The following is a 16,806-nucleotide window of genomic DNA, read 5'->3' on the forward strand; positions in this document are numbered from 1 at the left end:
AGTCAGCGCGCGGGACACACACCGCAGAGCGCGGCGGGGCTATAGCTCAGTTGGTTAGAGCGCATCCCTGATAAGGATGAGGCCACAGGTTCAAATCCTGTTAGCCCCACAGCTGAAGACCCTCAACCGGTAACGGTTGAGGGTCTTCGTCGTTCGAGACGCAGCCCGATGAGTGGTGACGCGGAAGCCCCCGGCCAGTTCGGCCGGGGGCTTCCGTTGTTCTGTCGCGGTCGTTCTCTGTGGTCGTTCTCCGCGCGTGTTCTGTGTGCTTGGGCTTGTGCCGTCTGCTTGTGCTGTCTGCCTGTGCTGTTCGTTTGTGCTGTCTGCTTGTCCTGCGAGGCGTCGTACGCAAGATCGCCACGGTGTGGTGCGTTCTGTTGCCTGGGTCGGATCAGCGCTGGAGGGGTGCGACGGGTCGCTCGGCCTGCGAGTGGGAGGGCTCCAGGACGGTGGAGTCCGTGCCCGCCGATTCGAGGAGCGCGCGGTGGCGGCAGGAGGGGGAGGAGCCGTGGGCCTCGGCGCGGATGCGTTGCTTCATCGTGGGAGGCAGGGCGCGGTCGTGGGGCCGGGCCGGTAGGGACATCGCTGTCGTCGTCGTGGGGGCCGCGCAGTTGCGAGTGGTCCCGGTCTGCGGTACCGCGGCCGACGCCGTGGTCGTGATCAGTCCGAGCGCCGTGCACAGCGCCAGGACGGCGGTGACGATGGCGGTCCACAGCTTCATGACCTTGTTCTGGGCCACGGCCCCTCACTTTCGGGTTGGGCGATTTGCGTACTTTCCTCATGATGTGTATGTGGGCTCCGAAATCATGTACCGACGCCCATGGCGCGTGGATCGTCGGATGAACACCACTCGGATGGGCGCAAGGGCCTCGCAAAGCTCCAGAGAGCCCGTATGTGGCCGCAGAGCCGCGTAGTGGCCGTAGTGGCCGCGGGAAGGCGCGCGCGGGGTGGGTGGGGCCGAGGGGTGCCCGCGGGGTTCGTCGCGGCGTGCGAGAGGTGGGGGACCTGTGTGATGAGCCTGCGATCGGAACAGCTGAATCCGGTTGTACTGCGGTCTTCCGGGCGGCAGTTGAGGGGCGGACGCAGGTCACCGATCGGTATCGGTCGGTGTGTATAGTCGGGCGCCAGAGGTCCCCTACGTCAAGGAAAGACGAGGTCGCGCGGTGAAGAAGCTTCTCCTGGTCGCACTGGCCGCCATCGGCGGGCTCCTCGTGTACCGCCAGATCCAGGCGGATCGCGCCGAGCAGGACCTGTGGACGGAGGCTACTGACTCCGTGCCCACGGGTTCGTGAACATCGACATCAGTCTCAGAGCAGACCCCGGCCGCGCTCGCGGCCGGGGTTTTGTGTCGCCCGGGCGCATAGCCCCTCTCCTCGCGGACATTCATGAGCATTTCGTCGTGGACGGATTCGCGTAGGCGAACGATGTGATTGCCCAGGCGAAGCAGGGAGTCGAGCAGAGGCTGTTTTCAGCCGCTCCTTCCCAGGAACGAGGGCACCGACGGGTACGGCCCGGCAGGATGGGCGCATTCACTCCAGGCTTTCTTCCGGGCGGTTCTTCCGGCCTTTCCTGCGGCCTTCGACTTCGGAGCCGCGACTTCGGCTACGACGAGGGGTGGCGCGTGATGAGGCGGCGCACGGGCTGGTGGCGAACCGCGGCAGCCGTGGGAGCGGCCCTGTGCGTGGCGACCATGTCGGCCGGACCCGCGACTGCCGCTGACCCGCCCGCTCCGTACGGCTACGCCGACGGCGCGAGGACGGTCGAGGGAGCCACGAGCAGCACGGGCGCCGTGCGGCTGGCGGCCGGCGGGGCATACCGCAGCTCCATCGGGCCAGGCGGGAAGCTCTACTACCGCCTCGATCTCGGTGCCGCCGCCAACGCGTACGTCTCGGCCACGGTCGTACCCGACGCCGGAGCGGCGGTCGCCTCGGCGGACGGCATCAGGGTCTCTCTGCAGGACGCGGACGCCCATCGCTGCTCGTACGAGACCGCCCGCTTCGGTGCGACCCGCAGTGCGCACCCCGTCACCGCCTGGGCCTCGCGCGAGATCGGCAGCGACGAGTACATGTGTCAGGAGGCGGGGACGTACTACGTCGTCGTCGAACGGGTCGGCGGCGCGGGTTCTGGAAGCGGTACGGGGACGGGTCCGGGCTCGGCTTCCGGTTCGGCGTCCGGCTCGGTGTCGGGTTCGCCCTCGGCCGGCGCGTCGGAGGAATGGGGGCTGGAGCTCGGCTTCGTGTCGGAGCCCGCTGTGACGAAGGGGGGTTCGACGCGTGCTCCCGACAGCTTCGACTCCGCACCACCCGAAAGCCTGTCCGGCGACCCCGAGAGCCGAAGCGGCGGAAGCGGCTTCGCCACGGCGAGCCCGGTGGGGCAGGGCGTCTGGCAGGACGAGGCCGGCATCAGGGCCGGGGAGACGCTCTTCTACAAGGTGCCTGTCGGCTGGGGCCAGCAGCTCCACGTCACTGCCGAACTGGGCAGCACGACCGGCGGCGACGGGTACGTGGGCAACGCGTTCGTCCTGTCCCTCTACAACCCCGTACGTGGCTTCGTGAACGAAAGAACCGCCAACTACGGGGGCGAACAACGGTCCACCGCCCTCGACCCGCTGCCGCCCGTCGCGTACGAGAACCGTTTCTCCCTCGAGGACGAAGTGAGCGGGATGCGGTTCGCCGGCTGGTACTACCTGGCCCTGCACCTGGGGACATCGGTCGCGGACCGGTACGGCGAAAAACCTCTGGGGCTGACCCTGCGGGTGCGGCTGGGGGGCAAGGCCGAGGGCGGGCCGGGATATCTCGGCATCTCCGAGCCTGGTGGCATCTTCGAGGTCACCGCGGAGGACCGGGAGGCCGCGGAGACCGGGGCCACGGGGGAGACCCTGGACGGTGCGGGGGTCAGCGGTGGCCGGGAGGACGCGCAGACGTCCGACGGCCGGGAGGGTTCGGGCGCCTCCGGAGAAAGCCGGCGTCTCGCCATGACGGTGGTCGCGGCGGGTGGCATCGGTACGGGGAGCCTGCTGGTGTTCGGACTCGTGGTGTGGACTCTCGTGGCGCGCAGGCGGGCGTCCGCCGACGTGAGGACGGAGGCGGAGCGCTCCAAGGCGAGCACGGCACCGCGGGGGCGGCACGGTGCGTCCCGGGGCCGGTGAAGCGTTCCGTGGGCTGGCTCCCTGGATCGTTCCGTGGGCTGTTCCGGGAGTGGCGGGGCGCTCAGCCGCGTCGCGGAGTCAGATCAGAGCTGGCCCAGGGCCCAGAAACCCACGGCGAAGCAGGCCAGTGCGAGCAGCAGGACCGGGAGGACCACCTTGAGGGGAGGACCCGGACGGCGTCGTGGAAGCGCCCTCGATCGCCGTGGAACCTGATGCAGCCGAGCGGTGTATGAACCAGTAGAGGCGTAAGCGTGCTGCTGCACCGCCGCGGTCGGGGCCTGAGCGAGGCCCAGCGGCGAGTGCGACTGGGGGGAGGGCACATGCGCGGGTTCGACGTTCTGCGCCGGGGCGACCTGTACGGGGGTCGCGGCAGGGGGAGTGGCCTGCTGCTCGGGGTGGTGCTCTGGGTAGCCCGGGTCGGGGCTGCGATGCTGCTCCGCCTGTCGCAGCGGTGCGTGGGCGGTGAGTACCTGGGGCGGCGGCAGATGGAAACTGCCGGTGTCCGACATCGAGGACGCCCGCGGGGGCACGGGATCGCGTTCGGGCCGTGGGGGTACGGGGGCGGGGGGCGCCTCGGGCGATATGTGACCGGTCTGCGGCGGAGACGCCGGAGAGGCGGGGGGCGAGGAGGCGGCATCGTGAAACCGATGCTCGGTGCCGGTGCCGGTGCCGGTGCCAGTGCCGGGTCCAGAAGTGGCGGAGTCGGTCTGGGGTGGAGCAGCCGTGGGCATGGGTGGCGGCGATACGGGTCCCGTGTGCCGGGGCTGGACTCCGGAAGCTGTGGACGGTGCGGGTAGCGCGGTGCCTGCGCCGGGCGGGGGCGGCGGGCTCGGGAACGGCGGTGCGTAAGCCGGCGGATTGTGGGGTGGCGGCGGGGTCGCTTCGGCGCCGGATGGCGAGTCGCCACGCGTGGCCGGTCCTGGGGGCCAGGACGGAGACGCCGAGGACGCCGAGGATGGTGCAGCCGGATAGGGAGGTGCAACAGCGGACGGAAGGGAGGCGGGTGCCGACGGGACGGCAGGCGCGGAAGGAGACGCAGGGGTCTGCCGGTCGAGAGGGTGGGAAGAAGCATCCCCATCCGCGCCCGCGCCTGGGCCGGGAGTCGGTGAGGACGTACCACCGCCCATCCCCGTACCGCCGGTACCGGTACCTGTTCCGGTCTTGTCCAGACCCGATGCCCTCTGCAGGGGTCCCTCGGGGGCGAACCCTGCGGGCAGCGGGCCGAGTTGGTCGAATACCTCCACGACCTCGTCGTCGGGCCCAGGCTCGGGCAGGAGCTCGGTGGCCGCGGCGAGGGCCTTTCGGGCGCCCGTGGCGGTGCGGAAGCGGGAGTCGGGGTCGGGCTGGAGCAGCGTGGCGATGACCTGCCACAGCGGCTCGGGGACGCCTCGTGGGGCCTTCGGTGTGCCGTGGGCGGCGAAGTGTTCGATGAGGGCCTTGGAGTCGGGTTTCGCGCCTTCCAGGAGGTACAGCGCGACGAGGCCCACCGCGAAGAGGTCGGCCGGGAAATCCGGGTCGGCTCCGAGCATCTGCTCGGGAGCGAAGTAACCGGGCGTTCCCACCACGTAGTTGGTCTCGGTCAGGCGTGGTTCGCCCAGGCGCATGGCGATGCCGAAGTCGGACAGGCGCAGGCGGGGCCGGGCCGTGCCGGTGGCCTCCAGCAGCACGTTGGCGGGCTTGATGTCGCGGTGGATGATGCCCTCGGCGTGCACGGCGGCGAGGCCGGACAGCAACTGATCGAGCAGGTCGCAGACGTAGACGGGCGGAAGGGGACCGTAGTCGTTGATGAGGTTGACCAGGGAGCCCCCGGCCACCAGGTCCATGGTGAACAGGACCTGGTCGTCATCGGCGGCCCAGCTGGCGGGCGCGAGCACATGGGGGTGGTCGATCCGGACGGCCTGCTCGCGGACGAAGCGCAGCAGGGCGTGCGCGTCACGCTGTTGCAGGATCTTGGCGGCCACATAGCGGCGGCGGCGGTGGTCCCAGGTGCGCCAGACCGCGCCGACTCCCCCGCGTCCGATCGGGTCGACCAGTTCGTACCGGCCGGCGAAGACCTCACCCATGGCTGTGCGTCGTTCCCCCTTCGGCTCCCCCGTGGCTGCCCGTCGGCGGAGGACACGGCGTTTCCGCCGCCCTCCGCAGAGCCGGCTCGCACGTGCCCGGCCCTCTCCGGAGCTTGATTCCGCGCCTTTTGTCTCCCTGCCGCCTTCCGCTGTGTCCACCGGCTCTCCTGGAGCCTACGTCCACGTCTCCAGGGCTCAAGAGGGCCCTACAGAACCCTCGTCCCCTTTTCGGCCTCGGCCCGGCCGCCGAACCCCCTTTCGGGGACCGGGCCTTGGGCTCAGCTCTGGTGGGACTGGTAGTGCGCCACCGCGTCCGAGGTGCGGCCCGCGCCGTACACCCGGAGGAACTCTGCCAGTTCCGGGTGGGTCGGGGCGAGGGTGTCCGCCGCCTCGATGATGTCGCCCGCTGCCGCCACGGAGCGAAGCAGTGACTGGATCTCGCGGACGACCCGCTTGACCGTGGGCGCCCCCGAACTCGTCGTCGACTGCGTGGTGTTGCTGAGCACCGATCCCCCCTGTGACTTCTTGATCTCGTCCATGCGCTCGGTCGCCTCGGCGGCACTCACACTGCCGTCCGCGACCTGACCCGCCAGGTCCTGCAGCAACTGCACCCGCTGGACCACCGCCGGGTTGCCGATCTTGGCACGCTGACCGCTCATCAGCTGCGACAGCATCGGTGCGGACAGGCCCAGCACCCCCGCGAGACGGGCCTGGTTGAGCCCCAGGTCCTCGATGAGCCTACGGAAGAGCGCCCCCAGCGGCTCTCCGTACCAGTTCCGCTGCAGCTCCCGGGCTCTTGCGGTCGCTTCCTGCTGTGCGGCGTCCATTGCGTCTCCCCATCGCTTCCCCAAATACCGTGGTTCGCTGTAGCGAACCACGACGAGCATCTTACGGAGAGTGGTCGTTCACGGGGACCCCCAATCTTTTTGCGAGATCCCGGGGGTGACCCGGTACTCTGGTCTGCGAAGCCCCCCGGTGGTCGGTTGTTCCGGGTGGATGCTTCGCCTCCGGGGCCTTAGCTCAGTTGGTAGAGCGCTGTCTTTGCATGGCAGATGTCAGGGGTTCGACTCCCCTAGGCTCCACAGCGGATTGACCGGGCCGGATGTCGTAGGACATCCGGCCCGGTCTTTTTGTTGCCCTCTGCGAGGGGCTCGTCGGTGCTGTTCCGGGCGGGGGTCGTCGCGATCGCTATCGGTGCGCTGAGGCGGGAAGGTGCCGCTGGAACGGGGCGACGCGCGTCGGCGGGTGCTGGTGTGCGCATATGCGAAAACGGTGCTCTGCGTCACAAGCGGGTGTGGCGGAATGTGCGCCTCACTCTTTGCAACCGGACCAATACATTCCGGCCGACGGCTTCCTGGGTCGCCGACGCCAGGGCTGTTTCACGTGAAACAGCCCTGGGGGGCAGAAGACCTGTAAGTCTTCTGCCCCCCAGGGCTGTTGGATGGTGCCCCGCCGAACGGGCTTCCGGGCAGAGCCGGGCCACGAGGAAAGCGTCGCGGCCCGGCCGGTGGCCTGTGAAAAATGACGTCGCCCGCCGGTACGTCGCCCGCCGGTCCTCAGGGGCGCTTGTCGCGGTCGGCGGCTTCCTCCTCGGCCTGCTTGGCCTGGACCTCCGGGTCGAGGGCGGACTGACCGCTGCCGTCGACGGAGGACAGGCGACCGGAGTCGGAGACCTCCGTGGCGGCGGGCGGCTCGACCAGCCAGTCGGGGTTGGCCTGCTTGTCCCACCACTTCCATGCGGCGAACGCGCCGCCGGCCAGGACGCCCATCACGGCCAGGCCCTTGACGGCGCGGCCGAGCCGTGCGCGGCGCTCCTGCCTGCGGACCAGCCTCTGGATCTGCTGGGGCGAGACCTGTCCACGTAGTGCGGCCAGCGCCGCGACGCTCCGGGCGGTGGCTTCCTCACGGACCGGGCCGGCGGCGGCCACGGCCTGCTCGATGCGGGGACGGGAGTAGTCGGCGGCCTGACGAGCCGCCTTACGGGTGCGGACGGCGGCTTCATGGGCCGCCTGATCGACTTTCGGCGGCACATGCGTGCGGGCCTGCTCAAGACGCGGGACGACCAGGGCGCCGTACTGGACGCGTGCCTGCTCCGCGGCCTGCGACACCTTCGGCGCGATCAGCACGCGTGCCTCGTGCGCGTAGTGCGAAGCCTTGTCCTTGGCTGTGTCGGCGTAGGGCGCCACCACTTCCGCGGCGTGCAGCACGCTGTCCTTTGCCGAGCCGGTCGCGGCGCGCACGCTCTCGATGCGGGTCACGGGATCCTCCTCCTCGGTGGCGTACGTAATTCGACTTTCCACCCTTTTGGGGATCATGCCTCTCGGAGCGATCCGGGGCATGTGCGGGCGGGCATCCGGGTCATGGGCGCCGACTCCGGCTGATCATCGAGCGGGAGCCGTTCTGAACCGGTCCGTGCAACAGAGTCCGTGCAATAGAGGATGAATACGGGACAACGGGAACTTGTCCACGACAGTGCCGACAATGCCACGGATCGCCGCGAAGCGCGCCGCTCCGGGGGTACTCGGCCGCTTTTCCGCGTCACTCCTCGTACGAGAGCGCGGGCGTCGGGGGACGCACGGCGTCGTCCGTGCGAGGATCAGGGGAGTCACAAAGGACAACGGAAGGCAGATCGTGGCAGAGCAGCTGTACGCCACCCTGAAGACCAACCATGGCGACATCGAGGTACGGCTGCTGCCGAACCACGCGCCCAAGACGGTCCGTAACTTCGTCGAGCTCGCCCAGGGCGAGCGTGAGTGGACCAATCCGGCCACCGGCCAGAAGTCCACGGACAAGCTCTACGACGGCACGGTCTTCCACCGGGTGATCAGTGGATTCATGATCCAGGGCGGTGACCCGCTGGGCAACGGCACCGGTGGGCCCGGCTACCAGTTCGCGGACGAGTTCCACCCGGACCTCGCCTTCGACAAGCCCTACCTGCTGGCCATGGCCAACGCCGGCCCGGGCACCAACGGCTCGCAGTTCTTCATCACCGTCTCCCCGACGGCATGGCTGACCCGCAAGCACACCATCTTCGGTGAAGTGGTCGACGCGGCCAGCCAGAAGATCGTGGACGCCATCGCCGGCGCCCAGACGAACCCGCGCACCGACCGCCCGGTCAACGACGTCGTCATCGAGTCGGTCGTCGTCGAGACCCGCCAGGGCTGATTCCGTCGGCGTTCACCGCGACGGAGGAACGCGCAGGGTCCATCGCGAGGCCGGAACCCAAAGGTTCGCAGGTCCCCGAAGGGAACCAATCGCCCCGCTCATCCGTAGGGATGGGCGGGGCGACGCGCTCCACACACGCGCAAGGGAGGGGATCCCGATGGACCAGGTGCCGAGCAGTCCGCAGGACGCGCAGAGCCTGCCCACCTGCTACCGGCACCCGGACCGCGAGACGGGCATCCGCTGCACCCGCTGTGAGCGTCCCATCTGCCCCGAGTGCATGGTGAGCGCCTCCGTGGGCTTCCAGTGCCCGGAATGCGTCCGCGGCGGCTCCGGCACCGGCCACGCGCCCTCCGCCTCCGCCCCGCGCACCCTCGCGGGCGGCACCGTCGCCGCCGACCCCCGGCTTCTCACCAAGATCCTGATCGGCGTGAACCTGCTGCTCTTCCTGGTGCAGCAGGCCGTGGGCGACACCTTCGAAGACCGGTTCGACCTCATCGGAAGGGCGTGGGACCCGGAGCTCGGTTCCTCGCTCCAGGGCGTCGCCGAAGGGCAGTGGTATCGGCTGGTGACGTCGATGTTCCTGCACGGCAGCGTCACCCACATCCTGTTCAACATGCTCAGCCTGTGGTGGATCGGCGGCCCTCTGGAGGCGGCTCTCGGCCGGGCCCGCTATCTGACGCTCTACTTCGTCTCCGGCCTCGCCGGCAGCGCGCTCACCTACCTGCTCGCAGCGCCGAACCAACCGTCGCTCGGTGCGTCCGGTGCCATCTTCGGCCTCTTCGGTGCGACCGGCGTTCTCATGCGACGTCTCAGGTACGACATGCGTCCGTTGATCATCCTGCTGGTGATCAACCTGATCTTCACCTTCAGCCCGATGTTCAACATCGCCTGGGAAGCCCACGTCGGCGGCCTCGTCGGCGGTGTGCTGATCGGCTACGCGATGGTGCACGCACCGCGTGAGCGGAGGGCACTGATCCAGTACGGCGCGTGCGCCCTGGTGCTCGCCGCCGTGGTGATCATGACGGTGATCCGGACGGCACAGCTGACCTGAGGTGATGTCGGAACGTCACCGTTCCACCGCTCCTCGGGCACCGTGACAGCACTGTTGTCCACAGAACGTGGCGGATCTTGTGCATAGGGTGCGGGCGCGGGTGCGCCCCCTGCCGCTCACCTGCGTTCTCGCAGGTCAGGCAAGGGGCGAACATGTTTACGGAAGCCGGTAGGTCAGTCATACCGGCGTCAACGCCCGGTGAGTTATCCACAGATCGTCGTTCTTTTTCCCCACTGTGGAAAACACCTGTGGATAACTCGGTGGATAGCTCTGGGGAGAGCTACTTCCGCCGGGCGGAGACCGCTACTTCCACTGGGTCGAGACGCCGAATCCCGCGGCGATGAAGCCGAAGCCGACCACGATGTTCCAGTTGCCGAACGCGTCGATTGGCAACGAGCCGTCGGTCACATAGAAAACCACGATCCAGGCCAGCCCGATGAGGAACATGGCCAGCATCACCGGAGCCACCCAGCCTCGGCTGTTCAGCTTGATGCTCGTGGCCTGCTTGGACGGTGGCGGCGTGTAGTCGGCCTTCTTGCGGATACGTGACTTCGGCACGAGGGTCTCTCCTGTCGATGCGCTGCGTGGCCGCGCAGGGAACTGTGGCGGGCTCCGGGGCAGCGTACAAGGGGACACGGAATGCTCCCCCGGGCGTCCGTTAGCGTAGTGCTTCCGTGGCGCCTAAGGAGATAAGGGTACGTTGAGCAATTCAGCCGACTCCCCCGAGGCCGGGTCCGGCACCTCCCCCGAGGCCGGGTCCGGCGGCTCGCCCGGCCCGGGCCCCGATCCCGCCGACCGGGACGACGCCCCCTCCTCCCGAGGCTTCCGCCCCGTGCGCGTGCTCACCGTCGGCGTCTTCGCCCTGGCCGGGCTGATCTTCTTCACCAGCTTCGACACCGCCAAGGGCACCGACATCCGCACGGACGCCTCGCTGCTGAAGCTCTCCGACCTGATCCAGGAGCGCAGTCACAAGAACGGGCAGCTCGACGAGTCCAACGCGGTCCTCCGGGACGACGTCGAGGCGCTCGCCGAGCGCGACGACGGCAGTACCGAGGCCGAGGACGCCAAGCTCAAGGCCCTGGAGAAGAACGCCGGCACCCAGAAGCTCAGGGGTGAGGCCGTCACCGTCACCCTGAACGACGCCCCGCCGGACGCCACCGCCAAGCTTCCCGGCTACCCCGAGCCGCAGCCCGACTATCTGGTCATCCACCAGCAGGACCTGCAGGCCGTGGTGAACGCCCTGTGGCTGGGTGGCGCCGAGGGCATCAAGGTCATGGACCAGCGGCTGATCTCCACCAGCGCGGTCCGCTGCGTCGGCAACACCCTGATCCTCCAGGGCCGCGTCTATTCGCCCCCGTACAAGATCCAGGCGGTCGGTGACCCGGAGAAGCTGCAGAAGGCGCTCGCCGCCAGCGAGGCGATCCAGAACTACATGGTGTACGTCAACGTCTACGGGCTGGGCTGGAAGGTCACCGAGGACGGGCCGGTGACTCTGCCCGGGTACTCGGGCACAGTGGATCTGAAGTACGCCAAGCCCGTGGAGTGACGGCAGCCGGGGGACCCGTGTCGGTGCGCGTGATCGTGAGGACCGTCAGCGAACTCTGCATCACCGTCGGCACCCTGATCGTGCTGTTCGTCGTCTACGTGCTGTTCTGGACGGGTGTGAAGGCCGACACCGAGATGGACCGTCAGGTCGACCTGCTCCAGGATCAGTGGGCGAAGCAGCCGGTGAGGCCGACGTCCGGCCCGGGCGCCTCGGCGGCTCCGGAGCGGCCCGCCCCGTACACGGACGCCAAGCCCTTCGCGCTCATGTACATCCCCCGCCTCGGTTCCACGTGGAACAAGCCCGTCCTGGAGGGCACGAAGACGGACACTCTCAAAAAAGGGCTCGGGCACTACGCGAACACCACGCAGCTGGGGCAGAAGGGGAACTTCGCGGTCGCCGGCCACCGCCGCACCTACGGAGATCCCTTCAAAGATTTTCCCAAGCTGCGCCCCGGTGACGCGGTCGTTCTGTCCGACGGCACGGACTGGTTCACGTACGTCATCGACAAGGGTCCCTTTCGGACATTGCCCACGGATGTCCAGGTCATCGACCCCGTGCCGACACAATCCGGGTACACGCGCGCGGGGCGCTATCTGACGCTCACGACGTGCGACCCGGAGTGGGGACACAGCCACCGGCTCGTCGTCTGGGGCCATCTGGATTCCACACAGCCTGTGGAGTCAGGGAAACCGGAGGCACTACGCCGTTAGTCTGGTGGCGGTACGGCGTGAGACCGGTGCCGTGGTGTGAAGGAAGGGACGGCATGTACGGCTGGATCTGGCGGCATCTGCCGGGTAACGCGTGGCTGAAGGCGCTGATCTCCCTCGTGCTGACCCTGGCCGTCGTCTATGTCCTCTTCCAGTACGTCTTTCCCTGGGCGGAGCCCCTGCTCCCCTTCAACGATGTGACGGTGAACGACCAGTGAGTGCCGCCCGACCCGCCCGGGTCCTCGTCGTCGACAACTACGACAGCTTCGTCTTCAACCTGGTCCAGTACCTGTACCAGCTGGGCGCCGAGTGCGAGGTGCTGCGCAACGACGAGGTGGCGACCGCCCACGCCCAGGACGGCTTCGACGGTGTGCTCCTGTCCCCCGGCCCCGGCACCCCCGAGGAGGCCGGCGTCTGCGTCGACATGGTCCGCCACTGCGCCGCGACCGGAGTGCCCGTCTTCGGCGTCTGCCTCGGCATGCAGTCCATGCAGGTGGCGTACGGCGGTGTCGTGAACCGCGCTCCCGAACTGCTGCACGGCAAGACCTCGCTGGTGGAGCACGAGGGCACGGGTGTCTTCGCGGGCCTGCCCACCCCCTTCACGGCGACCCGCTACCACTCCCTGGCCGCCGAGCCGACGACCGTACCGGCCGAACTGCAGGTCACCGCGCGTACCCACGACGGGATCATCATGGGCCTCAGGCACCGCGAACTGTCCGTCGAGGGCGTGCAGTTCCACCCCGAGTCGGTGCTCACCGAGCACGGCCACCGCATGCTCGCCAACTGGCTGGCGGAATGCGGCGACCAAGGGGCCGTGGCGCGGTCGACGGGGCTCGCCCCCGTGGTGGGCAGGGCCACGGCGTGACAGCACTGCGCCCCGAGCGCGAGAGTGCCCCCTACGGCGGCGAGGCCGCGTACGGGGGCGCCGAGTCGTTCGAGGCGGAGGCCTTCGATCCCGGGTCGTCCTACCGTGACACGGCCGAACCCCAGCAGTGGGCCGCCCAGCAGGCTTCTCCCTACGTCCAGGACCAGGGCGACTGGTACGGGCAGCAGCCGTACACGGAGCCCTCATTCGAGCCGTACGGGACCTACGAGCAGCGTCCGCAGGCTCCGTACGACGGCAGCTACGACGCCTATGCGCCGACCAGCGTCCAGGGGGAACTCCCGGCGGACACCGCCCAGGAGCACCCTCCGATCGACGAGGAGACCGTGGCGCTCCGGGTGGAGGAGGCACGGCGGATAGCGGCGACGGCCGAGTCCATACCCTCCTCTGCCGTCACGGCCGGCCGTGCGGCCCGCCGTAAGGCCGCCAGACGGCACGGGAGGCACGGAGGCTCCCCGGGCGCCCACGGGGCTTCCAGGGCCGCTCAGGGGCCCGACCAGCCCTTAGGTGCGGCCCCGCAGGCGTCGGCGCCCCTCTCCAGGATCGAGGCGCGGCGGGCGGCGCGGGCGCAGAAGCCCAGCGTTGGCGTGATCGCGAGCCGTGCCATCGGCGAGGTGTTCATCACCACGGGTGTGGTGATGCTGCTGTTCGTCACGTACCAGCTGTGGTGGTCGAACATCCGGGCCCACCAGCAGGCGGGCAGGGAGGCGACGAGCCTCCAGGAGGAGTGGAAGAGCGGGAAGCGTGCGCCGGGAGCCTTCGAGCCGGGGCAGGGCTTCGCCATCCTGCACATCCCGAAGCTGGACGTCGTCGTGCCGATCGCCGAGGGCATCAGCAAGTCGAAGGTGCTGGACCGCGGGATGGTCGGCCACTACGACGCGAACAGCATCAAGACAGCCATGCCCGAGGCCAAGACGGGCAACTTCGGCGTCGCCGGCCACCGCAACACCCATGGTGAACCGTTCCGCTACATCAACCGGCTGAAGCCGGGCGACCCCATCGTCGTGGAGACGCAGAACACGTACTACGTCTACGACATGGCCTCGATCCTGCCGGTGACACCGCCGTCGAACGTCAGTGTGCTCAATGCCGTGCCCCCGGGATCGGGTTTCACCGAGCCGGGCCGCTACATCACCCTGACCACCTGCACGCCGGAGTTCACGAGCAAGTACCGCATGATCGTGTGGGGCAAGATGGTGGAGGAACGGCCGCGCAGCGAGGGGAAGCCCGACGCGCTCGTCCAGTAGGGGCTCGACCGAGGGCGGAAGAATAACTGTGGCAGTGACCACCGACGAGACCGAAGACAAGACGAGCGCGCCCGAGGCCGCGCCCCGCCGCCGTATGAGCCGGCTCGCCACGGCGGTCAGTGTCTTTGGTGAACTCCTCATCACAGCGGGCCTGGTGCTCGGACTGTTCGTCGTCTACTCGCTGTGGTGGACGAACGTCCTCGCCGATCGCGAGGCGGACAAAGAAGCGAACAAGGTCCGCGACAACTGGGCCGCGGAGAACGTCCCGGGCGCCCTGGACACCAAGGACGGCATCGGCTTCCTGCACGTCCCCGCCATGGACAACGGCGAGGTCCTGGTGAAGAAGGGCACCTCCGCCAAGATCCTCAACGGTGGTGTCGCCGGGTACTACACCGACCCCGTCAAGGCGACCCTCCCCAGCTCCGAGAAGGACGGCAACTTCACCCTGGCCGCCCACCGGGACGGCCACGGCGCGAAGTTCCACAACATCGACAAGCTCGGCAAGGGCGACGCGATCGTCTTCGAGACCCGCGACAACTGGTACGTCTACAAGGTCTACGACACCCTCACCGAGACCTCGAAGTACAACGTCAAGGTCCTGTCGAACATCCCCAAGGAGTCCGGCAGGAAGAAGGCCGGCAAGTACATCACCCTCACCACCTGCACGCCCGTCTACACGTCCCGGTACCGGTTCATCGTGTGGGGCGAGCTGGAGCGCGTGGAGCGGGTCAACGCGGAACGCACCCTGCCGAAGGAACTGCGGTAGGTAGCTGTCCCGCTGACCGTCCGCCTGATACCCCATCGCGATGTTTCACGTGAAACGTCCGGTTTCACGTGAAACATCGCTGACAACGAAGAGTCCCGGCCCCCACAGAGGGGACCGGGACTCTTCGTTTGCGGAACCGAGGGGGCTAGCCGAAGAAGCCGCCGCCGTCGCCCCCGCCATTGTTGTTGTTTCCGTTGTTTCCACCGAAGCCGACCGAGGCGAGGGTGATCGTCGTCTGGGCCGGGTCGGCGTCGTTGCCGCCGTCCGGGTCCTGGTCGGTGACGAGGGCGGTGTCGCTCTGGTCACTGCCGTTGGCGAACTGGATGTTGGTGAAGCCGGCCGCCTGCAGGATCTGCTTGGCCTGGCCCACGGTCCGTCCCACGACGTTCGGGACCTTGGCCTTCGGCTCCTCCTCCTCGGCCGCCTTGCCGATCTGGATGGTGACCGTGTCGCCCTTGTTCAGCTCGGAACCCGCCTCGGGGTTGGTCGCGACGACCTTCCCGACGAGGCTCTGGTCCTCGGTCTCGACCTCGGTGCAGGTACCGACCAGGTTGTTGGCCGCCATCTGGTTCTTGGCGGCGTCACAGCTCTGGCGGGCCACATCCGGGACGGTCTCCTTGTCCGGAGCCTTGGCGACCGTCAGCGTGACCGTGGAGCCCTTCTCGATCTTGCCGCCCTCAGGGTCCTGGCCGATCACGATGCCTGCCGTGCGGTCGGACTCCTTGGTCTTCTTCTCGACCTCGAAGCCCTTGTCCTCAAGCTGGGTCTCGGCCTCGTCGTACTGAAGGCCCTGGACGTCGGGGACCGAGACCTTCGGAGCGCCGGTCGAGATCACGAGGGCGATGGTGTCGCCCTTCTTGACCTCGACGTCGGCCTTCGGCGTCTGGTCGCAGACGTTTCCGGTCTTCTCGGTTTCGCACGCGCGCTTGGTGGTGGTCACGTTGAGGTCGACGTTCGCGGCCGACTCCTTGGCTTCCGCCTCGGTCTGACCGATGAAGTTCGGCGCCTTGAGGGTGTCGTTGCCCGCGTCGTTGCCGGCGAACATCCACCGGCCGATGAGAACCGCGCCGATCAGCACCAGCACGCCGGCGACGACCAGGAGGATCGTCGAGGTGTTGTTCTTCTTCTGCTGGCGGCGGCGGCCCTGGCGGTCGTCGTACCCGCCGTAGCCGTCGTCCGGGCCGACCGGGGGCAGCATGGTCGTGGCCCCGGCGTCGGTGCGCAGGGCGGTGGTCGGCTGGTCGTCGGGGTAGCCGCCGTAGCCGACCGAGCCCATCGCCGCCGTGGCCGCGACGGGCTGGCCGTCGAGGCAGGCCTCGATGTCGGCGCGCATCTCGTCGGCGGACTGGTAGCGGTAGTCCGGGTCCTTGACCAGGGCACGCAGGACGATGGCGTCCATCTCCGGCGTGATCTCCGGGTCGAAGACGCTCGGCGGCTGGGGCTCCTCGCGCACGTGCTGGTAGGCGACCGCCACGGGGGAGTCACCGATGAACGGCGGGCGGACCGTCAGCAGCTCGTAGAGCAGGCAGCCCGTCGAGTACAGGTCGGACCGGGCGTCCACCTGCTCGCCCTTGGCCTGCTCCGGGGAGAGGTACTGGGCGGTGCCGATGACCGCGGACGTCTGCGTCATCGTCATGCCGGAATCGCCCATGGCGCGGGCGATGCCGAAGTCCATGACCTTGACCTGGCCGTTGCGCGTCAGCATGACGTTGGCCGGCTTGATGTCGCGGTGGACGATCTGGTTGCGGTGGGCGTACTCCAGGCCTTGGAGGATGCCGATGGTCATCTCCATGGCCCGCTCCGGCAGCAGCTTGCGGCCGCTGTGGAGAAGCTCACGGAGGGTGGAACCCTCGACGTACTCCATGACGATGTACGGGATCGAGACCCCGTCGATGTAGTCCTCGCCCGTGTCGTAGACCGCCACGATCGCGGGGTGGTTGAGTGAGGCGGCCGACTGGGCCTCCCGGCGGAACCTGGCCTGGAAGGTGGGGTCGCGCGCGAGGTCCGCTCGCAGCGTCTTCACCGCCACGGTGCGGCCGAGGCGGGTGTCCATCGCGAGGTAGACCTCCGCCATGCCACCACGGCCGAGCACCTGGCCCAGCTCGTACCGGCCGCCGAGGCGACGCGGCTCTTCCATAGCTTCCTACCAGCCCTCTCCGTCGGATCCCGACCGCACCGATGTGTGGTCCGGCGGCTGTGCTCCGGGCATACGGTACCCGGCTCGCCTTCT

16 protein-coding genes and 2 tRNA genes are annotated in these 16,806 nt (G+C 68.7%); 12 read left to right on the top strand and 6 right to left on the bottom strand.

Features of this window, described 5'->3' with window-relative positions; all coding sequences use genetic code 11:
- Positions 1–35 precede the first annotated feature (35 nt).
- Positions 36–109 (top strand) — tRNA-Ile (locus STRBO_RS0100045).
- A 282-nt stretch (positions 110–391) separates the two neighbouring features.
- Here STRBO_RS0100045 and STRBO_RS0100050 read toward each other — a convergent pair.
- Positions 392–739, bottom strand: a complete 348-nt coding sequence (locus tag STRBO_RS0100050) for a DUF6344 domain-containing protein (RefSeq protein ID WP_005482985.1) — start codon at positions 737–739, stop codon at positions 392–394.
- 424 nt (positions 740–1,163) lie between these two features.
- On the opposite strand from STRBO_RS0100050, the gene STRBO_RS41095 reads away from it, so the two are divergent.
- Together STRBO_RS41095 and STRBO_RS0100060 are read left to right on the top strand one after the other, a co-directional pair.
- Complete coding sequence (locus STRBO_RS41095) at positions 1,164–1,292, top strand: DLW-39 family protein (protein WP_003999697.1); 129 nt, start codon at positions 1,164–1,166, stop codon at positions 1,290–1,292.
- A 332-nt stretch (positions 1,293–1,624) separates the two neighbouring features.
- The gene (locus STRBO_RS0100060) at positions 1,625–3,148 is read left to right on the top strand and encodes a hypothetical protein (protein WP_158698340.1); all 1,524 of its coding nucleotides are present in this window, start codon (positions 1,625–1,627) and stop codon (positions 3,146–3,148) included.
- Positions 3,149–3,231: 83 nt separating this feature from the next.
- On the opposite strand, the gene STRBO_RS0100065 is transcribed toward STRBO_RS0100060, so the two are convergent.
- Together STRBO_RS0100065 and STRBO_RS0100070 are read right to left on the bottom strand one after the other, a co-directional pair.
- Positions 3,232–5,211, bottom strand: coding sequence for a serine/threonine-protein kinase (locus STRBO_RS0100065; RefSeq protein WP_005482989.1), 1,980 nt, complete (start codon positions 5,209–5,211; stop codon positions 3,232–3,234).
- A gap of 278 nt (positions 5,212–5,489) precedes the next feature.
- Positions 5,490–6,038 carry a helix-turn-helix domain-containing protein gene (locus STRBO_RS0100070; RefSeq protein ID WP_005482990.1) on the bottom strand — a complete coding sequence of 183 codons (549 nt, stop codon included), beginning with the start codon at positions 6,036–6,038 and terminating at the stop codon, positions 5,490–5,492.
- 182 nt (positions 6,039–6,220) lie between these two features.
- Here STRBO_RS0100070 and STRBO_RS0100075 point away from each other — a divergent pair.
- Positions 6,221–6,293: transfer RNA gene (locus STRBO_RS0100075), tRNA-Ala, on the top strand.
- Positions 6,294–6,767: 474 nt separating this feature from the next.
- On the opposite strand, the gene STRBO_RS0100080 is transcribed toward STRBO_RS0100075, so the two are convergent.
- On the bottom strand, positions 6,768–7,469 hold the full coding sequence (locus tag STRBO_RS0100080; protein WP_020113581.1) for a DUF5324 family protein: 702 nt from the start codon (positions 7,467–7,469) through the stop codon (positions 6,768–6,770).
- A 373-nt stretch (positions 7,470–7,842) separates the two neighbouring features.
- On the opposite strand from STRBO_RS0100080, the gene STRBO_RS0100085 reads away from it, so the two are divergent.
- The gene (locus STRBO_RS0100085; protein WP_005482992.1) at positions 7,843–8,376 is read left to right on the top strand and encodes a peptidylprolyl isomerase; all 534 of its coding nucleotides are present in this window, start codon (positions 7,843–7,845) and stop codon (positions 8,374–8,376) included.
- A 157-nt stretch (positions 8,377–8,533) separates the two neighbouring features.
- On the top strand, positions 8,534–9,427 hold the full coding sequence (locus STRBO_RS0100090; protein WP_005482994.1) for a rhomboid family intramembrane serine protease: 894 nt from the start codon (positions 8,534–8,536) through the stop codon (positions 9,425–9,427).
- A gap of 303 nt (positions 9,428–9,730) precedes the next feature.
- On the opposite strand, the gene crgA is transcribed toward STRBO_RS0100090, so the two are convergent.
- The gene (gene crgA / locus STRBO_RS0100095; RefSeq protein ID WP_005482996.1) at positions 9,731–9,985 is read right to left on the bottom strand and encodes a cell division protein CrgA; all 255 of its coding nucleotides are present in this window, start codon (positions 9,983–9,985) and stop codon (positions 9,731–9,733) included.
- A 142-nt stretch (positions 9,986–10,127) separates the two neighbouring features.
- Here crgA and STRBO_RS0100100 point away from each other — a divergent pair, with 142 nt between their 5' ends.
- From STRBO_RS0100100 to STRBO_RS0100125, 6 genes are read left to right on the top strand one after another with little or no spacing between them, the layout of a single operon-like run.
- Positions 10,128–10,973: a DUF881 domain-containing protein gene (locus STRBO_RS0100100; RefSeq protein ID WP_005483002.1), complete on the top strand. Its 846-nt coding sequence runs from the start codon at positions 10,128–10,130 to the stop codon at positions 10,971–10,973.
- Between the two features lie 23 nt (positions 10,974–10,996).
- Positions 10,997–11,683 (top strand): class E sortase, encoded by a 687-nt coding sequence (locus STRBO_RS0100105; RefSeq protein WP_028796393.1) that lies wholly within the window; start codon positions 10,997–10,999, stop codon positions 11,681–11,683.
- A gap of 53 nt (positions 11,684–11,736) precedes the next feature.
- Positions 11,737–11,898 (top strand): hypothetical protein, encoded by a 162-nt coding sequence (locus STRBO_RS42555; RefSeq protein ID WP_020113582.1) that lies wholly within the window; start codon positions 11,737–11,739, stop codon positions 11,896–11,898.
- Complete coding sequence (locus STRBO_RS0100115; RefSeq protein WP_005483005.1) at positions 11,895–12,545, top strand: aminodeoxychorismate/anthranilate synthase component II; 651 nt, start codon at positions 11,895–11,897, stop codon at positions 12,543–12,545. The genes STRBO_RS42555 and STRBO_RS0100115 overlap by 4 nt, the downstream gene beginning before the upstream one ends.
- Positions 12,542–13,810, top strand: coding sequence for a class E sortase (locus tag STRBO_RS0100120; protein WP_005483006.1), 1,269 nt, complete (start codon positions 12,542–12,544; stop codon positions 13,808–13,810). Before STRBO_RS0100115 ends, STRBO_RS0100120 begins: the two co-directional genes overlap by 4 nt.
- 28 nt (positions 13,811–13,838) lie before the next feature.
- Positions 13,839–14,576, top strand: coding sequence for a class E sortase (locus STRBO_RS0100125; protein WP_028796394.1), 738 nt, complete (start codon positions 13,839–13,841; stop codon positions 14,574–14,576).
- Between the two features lie 145 nt (positions 14,577–14,721).
- Here STRBO_RS0100125 and pknB read toward each other — a convergent pair whose 3' ends face one another.
- The gene (pknB, locus tag STRBO_RS0100130; protein WP_005483008.1) at positions 14,722–16,713 is read right to left on the bottom strand and encodes a Stk1 family PASTA domain-containing Ser/Thr kinase; all 1,992 of its coding nucleotides are present in this window, start codon (positions 16,711–16,713) and stop codon (positions 14,722–14,724) included.
- Between the last annotated feature and the right edge of the window lie 93 nt (positions 16,714–16,806).

Source organism: Streptomyces bottropensis ATCC 25435 (assembly GCF_000383595.1).
GTDB classification, from domain to species: Bacteria; Actinomycetota; Actinomycetes; order Streptomycetales; family Streptomycetaceae; genus Streptomyces; species Streptomyces bottropensis.